Below are 14,184 nucleotides of genomic sequence, written 5' to 3'. Positions count from 1 at the left end.
GCATGAACCTTCTCTATGCCTTCGCGGCCTTCACGCTCGCGCTTCTGCTCGTGCTCGCCGGTATCACCCGCATCGGCAGCTGGCTGATCGAGCGCCGCCATCCCCCGGTGGGGAGCTTCACCGAGATCGGAGGGGCACGCATCCACTATGTTCACGTGCCGGCGTCCCCAGATGCGGACCTGCCGCCAATCGTCTTCATCCACGGCGCCAGCGCCAATCTCAACGACCAGATGGTGCCCTTGCGCCCGCTGCTGGAGGGCCGCGCCGAGCTACTGTTCGTCGACCGGCCGGGTCATGGCTGGTCCGAGCGCGGCGCCGGCAACGAGACGCCCGACGGGCAGGCCGCGACGATCGCGGCCCTGATGGACCATCTCGGCATCGACAGGGCAGTCATCGTCGGCCACTCCTTCGGCGGCGCCGTCGCCGCGGGCTTCGCCCTCACCCGGCCCGAAAGGACGAGCGGGCTGGTGTTCGTTTCCGCCGCCACCCATCCCTGGCCCGGCGGCGGGACCTCCTGGTATTACAGCATCGCGGCGCGGCCGTGGCTCGGCCGCCTGTTCGTCGAGACGATCGCCAATCCGGCCGGATCGCGCCGCGTTGCCGCCGCCACGGAATGCGTCTTTGCCCCGAACAAGGTACCCGACGCCTATCTGCAGGCGGCCGCCATCCCTCTCGTCCTGCGCCCATCCGCTTTCCGCTTCAACGCCGTCGACGTGGAAGGCCTTTATCGCCACGTCTCGACGGCGGCACCGCGTTATCGCGAGATCGCCGTGCCCACCGTCGTCATCTCGGGCGACCGCGACACGGTCGTCTATGAGGAAATCCATTCGGTCGGCCTGGCGCGCGACATTCCCGGCGCGGAGCTCGTCTGGGTGCGCAACCTCGGCCACAAGCCCGACTGGCACGCACCCGAGCTCGTCGCAGCGGCGATCGAGAAGGTGGCAGGCAGGGAGCGCGACCTGCGCGCGATAGCAGCTCTGGCCGAGGCCAGGATGGCCGGCGACATCCTCGACGTCGAATGCGTCGACGCGAAGGCTCCGACGAAGGCATTCGCAGCGCGCTGAAAGCCGGCGCAAGCCGCCGGCATTCACTCCCGGCGCTATTGAACTGGCAGCCCGAGCGATAATATGACATTTGTCTGCAATTCCCTGCGGATGTTCAGGATTCGGCGGCGCCTGTCAGATGGAAGCAACCGTCAAGCCAGAGAGCAAGTTCAGCGAGAGGAGGCTGTTCCAAAGCCTTCTGTCCTGGCTGTTCGCCGCATTCGCGGCCGCTGCGACGCCGATCGTGGCGAGCCCCGCAGAAGAATCCGGCGGCGTGCGGACATTGCGCGAAATCGGCCCTTCCGAAGGTCCATTGCGTCATATCGCCGACGCGTCCGCTCTCGTCGCGCCGGCCGAGACCGAGCGTGCCTGGAAGAACGATCCGCGCGGCGATTGCGACGACGCCGCACCGGTCGTCTTGCCTGCCCCGCCCGCGGTCGCGAGCAGAGTGCTGGTCACCCTGTCCTTCCGCGCCGCCGACCAGACCAGTCAGAACACCGCCACGGGCTTCAGTTCCCGAGCACCGCCGGCCCTCGCCTGATCTGTCCGTCCACCCACCGATCTCCGGCCGGCCTGCCACCATCACGAAATTCCTTCCCAGGCGGGACCGGCCGTCCACAGGATGCGGGTCGTCGCATCCTTCTGCCCCACCGAAGCCTGTCCCGCCGCACGGGACCAAGTCGGCGCCTTGCAGGCTCGGTTGTTTGAAGGGACCACACATGTCGAAAACACACCCCCTCGGCTTCCGCATCGAGCGAGAAATCAAGGAAGCCCTCGTCAAGGCCGCCAAGGACGACCACCGTTCCGTTTCCTCGCTCGTCGAGCTCGTCATCGCGCGCTGGCTCAAGGAGCGCGGCTATCTCGGCGACGCAATCGACAAGGCCGCCTGATCCGAGGGACGCCACCGCATCGGCCCGAAAATCCCGCGCGGCTTTCGGGCCGATGACGGCCGCCCCGGGAGCGCATCGACCGTCAGTCGACCTTGACTGCGTGGCACAGCGACCGCCGCGACGCCTGGCTGCCCCCGGCCAAGCGACCACGCTCCGACCGCAACCCGGGATCAGAAGCGGAAATAGGGGGCCAGCAGGATCGCGTTGGAGTATTCCACGGCCCGTCCCGTCTCGCCGACGACGCGCGTCACGCGCAAGACAGGCCTGCCTTCCTCGATCCCGGAAAGACGCGCTTCCTGCTCCGTGGCATGTGACGGCGCGAAATGCTCGTCGGCAATGAAGAGGTAGCCGGCGCCGCTTCTGCGTCGGATCAGTTCATAGAGGGAGCGGCGTTCCAGTTCGACGCTGGGGATCTGCAGCGCGATGTCGAGCGGGAGCATCGATCGCTGCTGCACGACCGCTTTGCCGTCGAACAGCCTCAGGCGGCAGATTTCGCCGAGCGGTTCGCCCAGCGGAACGCCAAGGGCGCGTGCCTCGCCGATTCCGGCGCCGATCTCGCCGATGCGAAGTACCCGGGTGGACAGCCTGAAACCCGCCCGGCGCGCAGCGGTCGGGAGATCGACCACCATGTCGTGAGACCAGTCTATGACCCTTCCGCGATAGAGGGTCCGGCGGCCACGACCCTTGACGATCAGCCCCTGTTTCTCGATCAAAGCCAAGGCCTTCCGCACGGTCCTGCGGGTAACGTCGAAATGGGAAGCAAGTTCGATTTCCGATGGAAGCGGGTCGCCGCTGCGCCACAGGCTGTTCGTCAACTCCGCCGCTATGGCCCGCGCGATGCGGTCGTAGGCGAATTGCTTCCTCTCGACGTTCAAGGCCGGCAAACCCTTGTGCCGGCGTCAATCACGAACAGGCCGCTGCCGCGCAATCTACACCTCCATCCCCGTGGTCAGGTGCAGGCCCGGGCCCGGTCTTGTCAACCTCACCGCGCGGCTCAGCCCGGTTCCCCTTCCCGAAACGGACCGCCGGTTCCGCAAATGTCCCGGTCAGAAGTCTCCCTGACCGGCCAAGCGGGATGGATTGACGCCGCAATAGGCGCGGAAGGAGGCCGCAAATCGCCCGGCATGGGCATAACCGACGCTTTCGGCGACACGGGCAATCGACATCCCGCCGCGGTCCAGCAGCTTCCGGGCGTGTTCCATTCGCCGCATCGTCAAGTACTCGTGGGGCGAGAGACCGGTGAAGCGCCGCATGCCTGTCGTCAGCGTCCGCGGCGAGACATCCAGCCGTCGCGCCAGTTCCGTGACCGTCGCCGGCAATTGCCGGGGGTCGTCGAGCAATCTGCGGAAGCCTCTGACATGAGCCGGCAGGGGTCCGGCCATCGCCGCCTCGACGGTAGCGACCGGGGTGACGGGAACTTGATCGAACAGGGTATCGAGCACCGCATGGACGAGGGGCATTGGCGACAGCACCGCCGAGCCTGCCTCTATCTGTTCCGCGGCCATCAATCCGATCAGGCGCGCGATACGTCGCCCGGCTGGTGTCTGGAGGTCGAGTTCGGCCTGGAAGACCGGTGTCCGCCGCGTGGTCTCGCCCGTATAGCGTTGCCAGGCCTGTTCAACGAAACCACGGTCCAGCCTCAACATCACCTGCGTGGTGTCGGCACGCCATGTGGAACGCACATAGGCGCCTGGAGACAGGACAAGGCCGCTGCCGACGCGCGACGATACGCGCCGGTCGCCATAACGAACGTCGACGCCGCCGCCGAGCGGAAACTCCAGCATGTAGAAACTGTCGAACGTGCCGGCGTCGACGATGAGTTCGGGACCGTAATGGAGGAGATTGAGGGAAGCGGCCCCCGAAGTGATCGCGTGATGGCGGAAATCGAGCCCCGCCGTCCGGTTCGACAGCAACAGCCGATGTGGGCGATAGCGGGTCGACAGGGCCGCGACAGCCTCGTCTGCGTTGCCGGAGCAGAGACCCGGCACGCTGGCCAGCCGATTTGAAGCGTCGATCAGGTCGGGCACCATCTTGACGAAAGGATAGGGACGTCGGGGCGGGTTGTCTATCCGGCCGGGGTGGACAAGCAGGCGATCGGCAGCTCATCGAACGATCGAGTACGCTATTGAAAATAAAGCATAATATCGAACCGCCCGCCATGACGGTTCCATTTGACCTGTTCCCCGCCGGCGAGGTGATTATCGCCGTCGAGCAAGGACGAGACGTATGAACAAGCCCTTAGATCCGAATTCCTTCCGCACCGGCCCCGACGAGCAGGGCATGTTCGGCATCTTCGGCGGCCGCTTCGTGGCCGAGACGCTGATGCCGCTGATCCTCGACCTCGAACGGCACTGGAACGAAGCCAGGGACGACCCGGCCTTCCGCGCCGAGTTGCAGGCGCTGTCGACCTTTTATGCCGGCCGGCCCTCGAAGCTCTATTTCGCCGAGGGGCTGACGCGCCATCTGCGTGAGGTGTCCGCGGCCAAGGGCCGCGGGGGCGGCGCCAAGGTCTATTTCAAGCGCGAGGACCTCAACCACACCGGCTCGCACAAGATCAACAACTGCCTCGGCCAGATCCTCCTGGCCAAGCGCATGGGCAAGAAGCGCATCATCGCCGAGACGGGTGCGGGCCAGCACGGCGTCGCCTCGGCCACGGTCGCCGCCCGCTTCGGCTATCCGTGCGTGGTCTATATGGGCGCCACCGACGTCGAGCGGCAAAAGCCCAACGTGTTCCGCATGAAGCTTTTGGGCGCCGAGGTGCGGCCGGTGTCGGCCGGCCACGGCACGCTGAAGGACGCCATGAACGAGGCGCTGCGCGACTGGGTGACCAATGTCGAGGACACCTATTATCTGATCGGCACCGCCGCCGGGCCGCATCCCTATCCGGAGCTGGTGCGCGACTTCCAGTCGGTGATCGGCGCGGAAGCGCGGGCCCAGATCCTCGAGCAGGAGGGCCGCCTGCCCGACGTCGTCATCGCCGCCGTCGGCGGCGGCTCCAACGCCATCGGTATCTTCCATCCCTTCCTCGACGACCGCGGCGTCAGGATCGTCGGCGTCGAGGCCGGCGGCCGCGGCCTCGACGGCATCGAGCACTGCGCCTCGATGAATGCCGGGCGGCCGGGCGTGCTGCACGGCAACCGCACCTATCTCCTGCAGAACGACGACGGCCAGATCCTCGACGGCCATTCGATCTCGGCCGGGCTCGACTATCCCGGCGTCGGGCCCGAGCATGCCTGGCTGCGCGACAGCGGCCGCGTCGACTATGTGCCCATCCTCGACGACGAGGCGCTCGACGCGTTCCAGCTGACCACCAAGGTCGAGGGCATCATCCCGGCGCTGGAATCGGCCCATGCCATCGCCCATGCGGTCAAGCTCGCGCCCGCCATGGACAAGGACCGGATCGTCGTCGTCAACCTGTCGGGCCGCGGCGACAAGGACGTGCATACGGTGGCCCAGATGATGGGCATGGAGATCTGATCATGACGACCCGCATCGACCGCCGCTTCGCAAAGCTCAAGGCCGAGGGCCGCCCGGCGCTGGTCACCTATTTCATGGGGGGCGACCCCGACTACGACACCTCGCTGTCGATCATGAAGGCGCTGCCCGGGGCCGGCAGCGACGTGATCGAGCTCGGCATGCCGTTCTCCGACCCGATGGCCGACGGCCCGGCGATCCAGGCGGCGGGGCTGCGGGCGCTGAAGGGCGGCCAGACCCTGGCCAGGACGCTGCAGCTCGCCCGCGAGTTCCGCAGGCACGACGCCGACACGCCCGTCATCATGATGGGCTACTACAACCCGATCTACAGCTACGGGGTCGAGCGCTTCGTGGCCGACGCGCTCGAAGCCGGCATCGACGGGCTGATCGTCGTCGACCTGCCGCCCGAGATGGACGAGGAGCTCTGCCTGCCCGCCCTCAGGGCCGGCTTGAACTTCATTAGGCTGATTGCAGCCAATGCGAGCGATGAGCGGCTGAAGCAACTGGTCGCTCGGGCCACGGGCTTCATCTATTGCGTCTCGACATACGGCGCCACGGGCGCGGCGACCCCGGATTCGAAGACGGTGCGACACCTGGTCGAGCGCATTCGCGCCTGCACCTCGCTGCCTATCTGCGTCGGCTTCGGCATCAAGACGCCCGCCGATGTCAGGATGCTAAGCGAGATCGCCGACGGCGCCATTGTGGGCACCGAAATGGTTCGGGCCATCGCCCGCGGCATGGAAACCGGCGCCGGCGTTGCGACGGCGAGCGCGTTTGCAAGCAGCTTGCGTGATGCCGTTCCATCCGCCGGGGCTGCGCGGATGCCTCCTCCCAATGCCGTAACCGGCGGCCAATAGTCCACGAACAGCCGGCGCCCGGCCAAGATTGGGCGATGCGGCCGCGCCTCCTTCGGCCGCGGGCACGATCATCGCCGGCTTCCTGAGCGACAGCTATGGTCTTTCGGTGTAGGACAAAAGTCATAATCCCAAAGCATCGCTGCCTTTCCAAGGATGACTGTGACAGTCTCCGCGCACTGGCGCGCATCCCGAGTGAGATGAGCGATGCGCGGAACAGCGGATCATCCGAGGTCTCACGGGAGGACTACGACCCATGGCAGTTACGGCAATCGTCGGCAGCTCGAGCCGAAGCATGTCGCGGGAGGAAAAGAAGGTCATCTTCGCTTCCTCGCTCGGCACCGTCTTCGAATGGTACGACTTCTATCTCTACGGCTCGCTCGCCGCCTTCATTGGCGCGACCTTCTTCAGCCAGTATCCCGAGGCGACGCGCAACATCTTCGCGCTGCTGGCCTTCGCCGCGGGCTTTCTCGTCCGCCCGTTCGGCGCGCTCGTCTTCGGCCGCATCGGCGACCTGGTCGGCCGCAAATACACGTTCCTCGTCACCATCCTCATCATGGGCCTGTCGACCTTCCTGGTCGGCCTTCTGCCTGGCTCGGCGAGTTGGGGCATCGCCGCGCCGGTCATCCTGATCGCGCTGCGCATGCTGCAGGGCCTGGCGTTGGGCGGCGAATATGGCGGCGCCGCGACCTATGTCGCGGAGCATGCTCCCGACGACCGCCGCGGCTACTACACGTCCTGGATCCAGACGACCGCGACGCTAGGCCTGTTCCTGTCGCTGATCGTCATCCTCGCCATCCAGGGCGTGATGAGCAAGGAAGACTTCGCGGCCTGGGGCTGGCGCATTCCGTTCCTCGTCTCGGTCGCGCTCCTCGGCGTCTCCGTCTGGATCCGGCTGTCGCTCAACGAGTCGCCGACCTTCCAGCGCATGAAGGAAGAGGGCAAGGGCTCCAAGGCCCCGCTCTCGGAAGCCTTCGGCCAGTGGAAGAACGCCAGGATCGCGCTGCTTGCTCTGTTCGGCCTCACCGCCGGCCAGGCCGTGGTGTGGTATTCGGGCCAGTTCTACGCTCTGTTCTTCCTGCAGAACGTGCTCAAGGTCGATGCCCAGTCGGTCAACGTGATGATCGCCATCGCGCTCGCGCTTGGCACGGTCTTCTTCGTCGTGTTCGGCTGGCTGTCCGACAAGGTCGGCCGCAAGCCGATCATCATGGCCGGCCTGGCGCTCGCCATCATGACCTACTTCCCGTTGTTCAAGGCGCTGACCTGGGCCGCCAATCCGGCGCTCGCCACGGCGCAGCAGAATGTCCGCGCGAAGATCACGGCTGCTCCCGGCGACTGCAGGTTCCAGTTCAACCCGACCGGCACGGCGAAGTTCACCACTTCCTGCGACATAGCCACCTCCTTCCTGACCCGGAACTCGGTGCCCTATGATGTGGTGATTGGGGAGGCCGGCAAGGCGGCCACCGTCACTATCGGCGAGACGACGATCGAGTCCTTCGACGCCGTTGCCGCCGGCGACCAGGCCAAGGTCAAGGACGCAGCCTTCGCAAAGGCTGTGAACGTCGCCCTGCAAGGCGCCGGCTATCCGCTGGTGCGCGACGCAGCGAAGGTCGCCGACCAGAAGCTCGACGCTTTCATCGCCGCCAATCCCGAACTGAAGCTCGACGCGGCCGCGATCCGCGGCGGAGAAAAGACAACGGTTCCGGTCGAGCAGGCGATCAAGGACAAGCTGGTCACGGCCGAGGAAGCGGCCGGCGCGACCGAAGTTTCTGTCTTCAGCATCCCCGGCGCCGGCGCCTTCAAGATGGTCGCCGATCCGGCAGGCGTGAACTGGCCGATGATCATCGCCATCCTGTTCGTGCTCATCGTCTATGTGACGATGGTCTACGGCCCGATCGCGGCGATCCTGGTCGAGATGTTCCCGACCCGCATCCGCTACACCGGCATGTCGCTGCCCTACCACATCGGCAACGGCTGGTTCGGCGGTCTGCTTCCGGCGACAGTGTTCGCCATGAGCGCGGCGGCCGGCGACATCTACTACGGCCTCTGGTACCCGATCGCCATCGCGGCCATGTCGCTGATCATCGGCATGATCTTCGTCAAGGACACGCTCGGCACCGACCTCCACGCCAAGGACTAGCTCCGGCGAGCCCCGAAAGAGGCCCCGGCGGGTGCGAGCCTGCCGGGGCTTTTGATTGGCGGCTGCGCCCTCGCTGCATATTGACAGACGGCGCGCGCTCCTCCACCTCAGGGCCGGACCGCATCTTTCTGCGCAATTCCCGGCCGCGGGTTCCGAACCGAACAGGTTCCGGCGCTTCCAGGATTGCCCCAAACGCGAGAGGCCACCCGACATGACCGGGTATTTTTCCTCCCCCTTCCCCCGCCGCGCCTCGGTCGGGGTCGATGTCGGCGGTGTCATGGTCGGCGGCGGCGCGCCGGTCGTGGTGCAGTCGATGACCAATACCGACACGGCCGATATCGACCAGACGGTGGCGCAGGTCGCCGCGCTTCACAAGGCGGGCTCCGAGATCGTACGCATCACCGTCGACCGGGACGAGAGCGCGGCGGCCGTGCCGCGCATCCATGAACGGCTTATGCGGCTCGGCATCGACGTGCCGCTGGTCGGCGACTTCCATTATATTGGCCACCGTTTGCTTGCAGATCATCCGGCCTGCGCCGAGGCGCTCGCCAAATACCGCATCAATCCCGGCAATGTCGGCTTCAAGGAAAAGAAGGACAAGCAGTTCGCCGCGATCGTGGAGATGGCGATCCGCTACGGCAAGCCGGTGCGCATCGGGGTCAACTGGGGCTCGCTCGATCAGGACCTGCTCACCCGGTTGATGGACGACAACCAGAAAAACGGCTCGCCGCTGACCGCCCAGCAGGTGACGCGCGAGGCGATCGTGCAGTCGGCGCTGCTGTCGGCCGAGGCGGCCGAGGAAATCGGCCTGCCGCGCGACCGGATCATACTGTCGGCCAAGGTCAGCCAGGTGCAGGACCTGATCGCGGTCTATGCCGAACTCGCGCAGCGTTCCGACCATGCGCTGCATCTCGGCCTCACCGAGGCCGGCATGGGCACCAAGGGCATCGTCGCATCCTCCGCCGCCATGGGCATCCTTTTGCAGCAGGGGATCGGCGACACGATCCGCATTTCGCTGACGCCCGAACCCGGCGGCGATCGCACGCGCGAGGTCCAGGTGGCGCAGGAACTGCTGCAGACCATGGGCTTCCGCCAGTTCATCCCGATCGTCGCCGCCTGCCCCGGCTGCGGGAGAACCACCTCGACCGTGTTCCAGGAGCTTGCGCAGGAGATCCAGGCCGACATCCGCAGGAACATGCCGGTGTGGCGGGAGCGTTATCCCGGCGTCGAGGAACTGAAGGTTGCGGTGATGGGATGCATCGTCAACGGCCCCGGCGAATCGAAACATGCCGATATCGGCATCTCGCTGCCAGGCACCGGAGAGACGCCGACGGCACCCGTCTTCATCGACGGCCGGAAAGCCGCGACGCTGCGCGGCCCTGGGATCGCCGCCGATTTCCAGAAGATGGTCGCCGACTATATCGAGCAGCGTTATGGCCGGAGCGGCAAGCAGGCGGCTGAATAGGACCACGGTCGGGCTGGCGCTGCTTCTTGGCGCAGCGCTCCATGGGGGCTCCGCGCGCGCCGATCCGCCGGGCCGGTCCTTGCCGCCCACCATCCACCGCATCTGCGACCTGATCGAGGCCCACGCAACCCGTCACGGGCTGCCGACCGATTTCTTCGCACGGCTCATCTGGAAAGAGAGCCGCTTCGACCCGAATGCGCTGAGCCCGGCGGGTGCGCAAGGCATAGCGCAGTTCATGCCTGGCACAGCCAGGATGCGCGGCCTCGCCGACCCCTACGATATCGACCAGGCGATCCCGGCCTCGGCGCGCTACCTCGGCGAGCTCAAGGCCGGCTTCGGCAATCTCGGCCTGGCGGCGGCCGCCTACAATGCCGGCGAATCCAGGGTTTCGCGCTGGCTTGCGCGCGGTGGCTTCCTGCCGCTGGAGACGGAAAACTACGTCATCGACATCATGGGTGAGCCGGCCGACAGCTTCAGCGACAAGGCGCATGCCGGCACGGTGCAACCGCTCGACCCGAAACTCCCTTTCCGTGACGCCTGCCGCAAGCTGCCGATCATCATGTCGGCTACGATCCCGATGGCCGCCATCAACGTCAAGCCTTGGGGCATCCAGGTAGCCGGCAACTTCCGGCAGGCCGCGGCGATCAGGCAGTGGCAGCGGCTGAAGGGTCGTTTCCCGGCATTGCTCGCCGGCCACGAGCCAGTGGTGAGCCGGGTGCGTACGCCGATCGGCCGGCGCGGCATCTATGCCGTCAGGATCGGCGCCGACGATCGCGGCGAGGCCAACGGCATCTGCAACCAGCTCCGTCGGATCGGCGGCTCCTGCGTCGTGCTGCGCAACAGGTAACGAACGGCCCCGGACGGGGACGTCACGCACTCTTCGCCAGCGCCTGTTCGCTGAGCCAGGTGCCGATCTTGGCGCCGAGACGGTCCGGCGAGACCGGTTTCGGCAGATAGTCGTCCATGCCGGCCTCGATGCACCTCTCCCGATCGCCCTTGAGCGCATGGGCGGTGACGCCGATGATCGGGGTATGCGCGCCGCTCGACGCTTCGACCGTGCGGATGGCGCGAGCAGCCTCGTAGCCGTTCATCTCGGGCATCGAGACATCCATCAGGATCAGCTTCGGCTTCAGCGTGCGATGCAGCTCGACCGCCGTGCGGCCGTTGCCGGCGATGCGGTAGGACAGGCCGAGCCCGTTGAGGATCTGGCCGAAGACGAGCTGGTTCACCTCATTGTCCTCGGCGATCAAAATGTCGATCTGCTGCGCCGCCACGGCCGCCGCCTCACGCATGTCGTTGATGGCGGCAGGCGGCGCGACCGACGTGCGGAGCTTGGTGAAGGCCGGCTTCGGGGCGAGCTCCGCCGGCTGGCGGACGAAGGCAGCGCGGCCGGCCCCCGAGCGCGCTTTCTGGATGACGGCGATCACCGTTCCGAGCAGCACCGCCGATCGGGCCGGCTTGGTGAGATGGGCGGCGATGCCGTAATCGAGCACCAGCCGGCCGAAATCGACCTGGTCGACAGAGGTCAGCAGGATGACGGGTATCTTCGCGATGCGCGCATCCCCGGCGATCGCCCTGGCGACATCGGCGCCGTTCATGCCGGGCATCTGGTAGTCGAGGATCACGGCGTCGACCCGCGCCCCGAGCTGCGCTGCCCGGTCGAGGAAAGCGAGACCGACCGCGCCGCTTTCGGCTGCCGCGCAGTCGAAGCCCCAGTTCCTCAACTGCTCCAGCAGGATCTCACGGTTGACCGCATTGTCGTCGATGACGAGCACCCGCGCGCCGGTGACGTCGACGGGGACCGGCGCGGATGCGGGCTCTGCTTCGTGGACGGGCAGCGGCACGGTGAACCAGAACGCCGAGCCGCGCCCGACCTGGCTCTCGACGCCGATGCGGCCGCCCATCATGTCGACCAGTCGCGCGGCGATCGCCAGGCCGAGACCGGTGCCCTCGTGGCGGCGGGTCGAGGAGCCGTCGACCTGCGCGAATTTCTCGAACACCGACTGCAGCTTGTCGGGCGGGATGCCGATGCCCGTATCCTCGACGCGTATGTGAAGATGTACCGCGCCCTCTCGTCGCTCGCCGGTCACGTCGATCAGCACGTGGCCCTTCTCCGTGAACTTCACGGCGTTGCCGAGCAGGTTGGTGACGATCTGCCGGAAGCGTCCGACATCGCCGACCAGGGTCTCGGGCAGGCGCGGATCGACCCGCACGATGAGTTCGAGGTCTTTCTCGGCGACACGGGCGCAGATCAGCGTCGCGACGTCCTCCACGGCCTCGGCGAGCCCGAACGGCGCCGGATCGAGGGTCATCTGGCCGGCATTGATCTTGGAGAAGTCAAGGATATCGTTGATGATGGTGAGCAGCGCGTTGCCCGACTTGACGATCACCTCGGTGAAGGTCTTCTGGCGGCTGTTGAGCTCGGTCCTGGCGAGCAGCTCGGCCATGCCGAGCACGCCATTCATCGGCGTGCGGATCTCATGGCTCATATTCGCAAGGAATTCGGACTTGGCGCGGTCGGCGGCCTCGGCCTTGAGCAGAAGCGCTTCCGATTCCTCGATGGCCCGGCGGATCGCCTTTTCCATCGGCCGGAAGATCCAGAGCCCAACGACGCCAAGCACGAGCAGCACGAGGCCGCTGGCGGTAACCAGGAACCTTGCGGCCTCGGCGCCGGCGGCACGCCGTTCGTTCTCCAGAGCCACACGGGCTCGCGTGAGCATGGGTTGCGCGAACAGGTCGTTCTGGTTCTTGATGGCGCGAGCACTCCACTCGTCCCATTTGTCCGCCGCCGCCAGCAGGCCGAGATTGCGCACCATATCGCGGGCCGACCAGAACAGGTCGCCATTGATCGAGGCGGCATCCATCTCGTCCGCCGCCGGGCCGGACAGCCGCGGCCGGATCGCGGCGATGTCTGCTCCGATGGCGTCGATGGCCGCGTTCAGCCGCTCGACATGGCCGAGGGCAGCGCCGGCGAGCTCACCGCGGGATTCGGGGCGCCAGGAATTCGAGGTCTGCTCCGCGAAGCTGCTCGCATTGCGCAGCTCGCGGGTAAGCGCCGCGATGCCGACGCCGAGCTGCTCGATCTCCCGCTCGTATGAGGCCATCCTGTTCAGCGCGAACATGACGCCGCCTGCCGCGAGCGCTATGACCAGCAGCCCGGAAATGTAGCGGATCCGGATCGATCGGATGAAGGACGAGGACTTCGGCAAGGCTCCGCTCCGCTCAACTCGATACATGCGAGCGGAGCCGATTACGACCGATATGAATTAAAGAAACGTTCTGGCCTCTACCGGGAAGGGTAGCGCTGCAACGGATTCGGATGTCACTGCTCAGTTGCGCCGGCGCGCGACGAAGGTGGCCGCCTGACGCAGGCGGGCAGCCGCATCGCCATAGGGATCGAGCAGCGCCTCGGCCTGCTCCACCAGCCCCTTGAGCTGTCGCCGGGTCCAGTCGATGCCGTAGAGCCCGGCGAGCGTCGCCTTGCCGGCCGCGGCGTCCTTGCCGGTCGCCTTGCCGATGGCGCCGGCGTCGGCCGTGAGATCGAGCAGATCGTCGGCGAGCTGGAAGGCGAGGCCGATCGCCGAGCCGAATTCGGCGAGGCGCTCGCGGTCGGCTGGTGCCGCGTCGGCAACGATAGCGCCTGCTTCGCAGGCGAAGCGTATCAGCGCGCCCGTCTTCATTGCCTGAAGCGTGATGATGCCAGCCTCGTCGGGTGCCTGGCGCTCGGCCTGGAGGTCCAGCGCCTGGCCGCCGGCCATGCCGCCGAGGCCGGCTGCACGGGCAAGCGCCAGGACGAGTTCGAGCCGCCGCGCCGGCGGCAGGGCGGTCGCTTCGTCGGCCAGGATATCGAAGGCGAAGGTCAGCAGGCTGTCGCCGGCCAGGATCGCCGTCGCCTCGTCGAAGGCTTTGTGCACCGTCGGCTGGCCGCGGCGCAGGTCGTCGTTGTCCATGGCGGGCAGATCGTCATGGATCAGGGAATAGCAGTGAACGCATTCCAGCGCGGCGGCCACCCGCATGGCCGGATCGTCCGCGGCACCCAGCATGGCAGCGCTCTCCAGCACGAGGAAGGGCCTGAGGCGCTTGCCCCCGTTGAGCACGCCATGGCGCATCGCCGCCAGCAGCCGTTGCGGACGCGCGATCTCGCCGGCCAGCAATCGCTCGTCAAGCAGGCCGTCGAGCACGGCCTCCACCGCCCGCGCGCGGCTTTCCAGCACGATTTCGAAAGGTATAGCGTCGCTCCCGGTCATGCGGCGAGGGGTAGCCGACACTCCGACATTGCGCAAGAAGCCCCGTCCCTTTATGCCGGGGGATGAGAGAT

General features: G+C 66.7%; 12 protein-coding genes. 8 read left to right on the top strand and 4 right to left on the bottom strand.

The annotated features are described in order from the left end of the window. The first annotated feature begins 2 nt into the window (after positions 1 to 2). The 3 genes from JN302_RS08995 to JN302_RS08985 all read left to right on the top strand — a co-directional run bounded on the left by JN302_RS08995 (position 3) and on the right by JN302_RS08985 (position 1,933). Entirely contained in the window at positions 3 to 1,064 is a 1,062-nt protein-coding gene (locus tag JN302_RS08995) for an alpha/beta fold hydrolase (protein WP_202311382.1), read from the top strand. A gap of 118 nt (positions 1,065 to 1,182) precedes the next feature. Then, complete coding sequence (locus JN302_RS08990; protein ID WP_202332641.1) at positions 1,183 to 1,584, top strand: hypothetical protein; 402 nt, start codon at positions 1,183 to 1,185, stop codon at positions 1,582 to 1,584. 178 nt (positions 1,585 to 1,762) lie between these two features. Then, on the top strand, positions 1,763 to 1,933 hold the full coding sequence (locus tag JN302_RS08985) for a hypothetical protein (protein ID WP_202332640.1): 171 nt from the start codon (positions 1,763 to 1,765) through the stop codon (positions 1,931 to 1,933). A 170-nt stretch (positions 1,934 to 2,103) separates the two neighbouring features. Here JN302_RS08985 and JN302_RS08980 read toward each other — a convergent pair whose 3' ends face one another. After that, positions 2,104 to 2,808 carry a GntR family transcriptional regulator gene (locus JN302_RS08980; protein WP_202332639.1) on the bottom strand — a complete coding sequence of 235 codons (705 nt, stop codon included), beginning with the start codon at positions 2,806 to 2,808 and terminating at the stop codon, positions 2,104 to 2,106. A gap of 171 nt (positions 2,809 to 2,979) precedes the next feature. Then, positions 2,980 to 3,921: an AraC family transcriptional regulator gene (locus JN302_RS08975; RefSeq protein WP_244846260.1), complete on the bottom strand. Its 942-nt coding sequence runs from the start codon at positions 3,919 to 3,921 to the stop codon at positions 2,980 to 2,982. A gap of 238 nt (positions 3,922 to 4,159) precedes the next feature. Here JN302_RS08975 and trpB point away from each other — a divergent pair, with 238 nt between their 5' ends. The 5 genes from trpB (at position 4,160) to JN302_RS08950 (ending at position 10,713) form a co-directional block, all read left to right on the top strand. After that, on the top strand, positions 4,160 to 5,410 hold the full coding sequence (gene trpB / locus JN302_RS08970) for a tryptophan synthase subunit beta (RefSeq protein ID WP_202332637.1): 1,251 nt from the start codon (positions 4,160 to 4,162) through the stop codon (positions 5,408 to 5,410). Between the two features lie 2 nt (positions 5,411 to 5,412). Beyond that, positions 5,413 to 6,264, top strand: coding sequence for a tryptophan synthase subunit alpha (trpA, locus tag JN302_RS08965; protein WP_202332636.1), 852 nt, complete (start codon positions 5,413 to 5,415; stop codon positions 6,262 to 6,264). A gap of 253 nt (positions 6,265 to 6,517) precedes the next feature. Continuing rightward, positions 6,518 to 8,401, top strand: coding sequence for an MFS transporter (locus JN302_RS08960; RefSeq protein WP_202332635.1), 1,884 nt, complete (start codon positions 6,518 to 6,520; stop codon positions 8,399 to 8,401). 211 nt (positions 8,402 to 8,612) lie between these two features. Beyond that, positions 8,613 to 9,866, top strand: a complete 1,254-nt coding sequence (ispG, locus tag JN302_RS08955) for a flavodoxin-dependent (E)-4-hydroxy-3-methylbut-2-enyl-diphosphate synthase (protein ID WP_202332634.1) — start codon at positions 8,613 to 8,615, stop codon at positions 9,864 to 9,866. After that, positions 9,835 to 10,713: a lytic transglycosylase domain-containing protein gene (locus JN302_RS08950; protein WP_202311371.1), complete on the top strand. Its 879-nt coding sequence runs from the start codon at positions 9,835 to 9,837 to the stop codon at positions 10,711 to 10,713. The genes ispG and JN302_RS08950 overlap by 32 nt, the downstream gene beginning before the upstream one ends. A gap of 22 nt (positions 10,714 to 10,735) precedes the next feature. Here the strand turns inward: JN302_RS08950 and JN302_RS08945 are convergent, their stop codons facing one another. Further along, positions 10,736 to 13,075: a response regulator gene (locus tag JN302_RS08945; protein WP_202332633.1), complete on the bottom strand. Its 2,340-nt coding sequence runs from the start codon at positions 13,073 to 13,075 to the stop codon at positions 10,736 to 10,738. A 120-nt stretch (positions 13,076 to 13,195) separates the two neighbouring features. Beyond that, positions 13,196 to 14,113, bottom strand: a complete 918-nt coding sequence (locus JN302_RS08940) for a polyprenyl synthetase family protein (protein ID WP_202334234.1) — start codon at positions 14,111 to 14,113, stop codon at positions 13,196 to 13,198. Positions 14,114 to 14,184: the final 71 nt, after the last annotated feature.

This window comes from Mesorhizobium sp. L-8-3 (assembly GCF_016756615.1).
GTDB lineage: Bacteria > Pseudomonadota > Alphaproteobacteria > Rhizobiales > Rhizobiaceae.
The sequence above is the reverse complement of the archived record's forward strand: the minus strand, read 5'-3'. Positions and strand labels throughout refer to the sequence as shown.

Excerpts from the sequence above, each read along its gene's own strand:
- trpB (WP_202332637.1), top strand. The coding sequence starts at position 4,160 with ATGAACAAGCCCTTAGATCCGAATTCCTTCCGCACCGGCCCCGACGAG.
- JN302_RS08940 (WP_202334234.1), bottom strand. The coding sequence starts at position 14,113 with ATGACCGGGAGCGACGCTATACCTTTCGAAATCGTGCTGGAAAGCCGC.
- trpA (WP_202332636.1), top strand. The coding sequence starts at position 5,413 with ATGACGACCCGCATCGACCGCCGCTTCGCAAAGCTCAAGGCCGAGGGC.
- JN302_RS08990 (WP_202332641.1), top strand. The coding sequence starts at position 1,183 with ATGGAAGCAACCGTCAAGCCAGAGAGCAAGTTCAGCGAGAGGAGGCTG.
- ispG (WP_202332634.1), top strand. The coding sequence starts at position 8,613 with ATGACCGGGTATTTTTCCTCCCCCTTCCCCCGCCGCGCCTCGGTCGGG.
- JN302_RS08995 (WP_202311382.1), top strand. The coding sequence starts at position 3 with ATGAACCTTCTCTATGCCTTCGCGGCCTTCACGCTCGCGCTTCTGCTC.
- JN302_RS08985 (WP_202332640.1), top strand. The coding sequence starts at position 1,763 with ATGTCGAAAACACACCCCCTCGGCTTCCGCATCGAGCGAGAAATCAAG.
- JN302_RS08950 (WP_202311371.1), top strand. The coding sequence starts at position 9,835 with ATGGCCGGAGCGGCAAGCAGGCGGCTGAATAGGACCACGGTCGGGCTG.
- JN302_RS08960 (WP_202332635.1), top strand. The coding sequence starts at position 6,518 with ATGGCAGTTACGGCAATCGTCGGCAGCTCGAGCCGAAGCATGTCGCGG.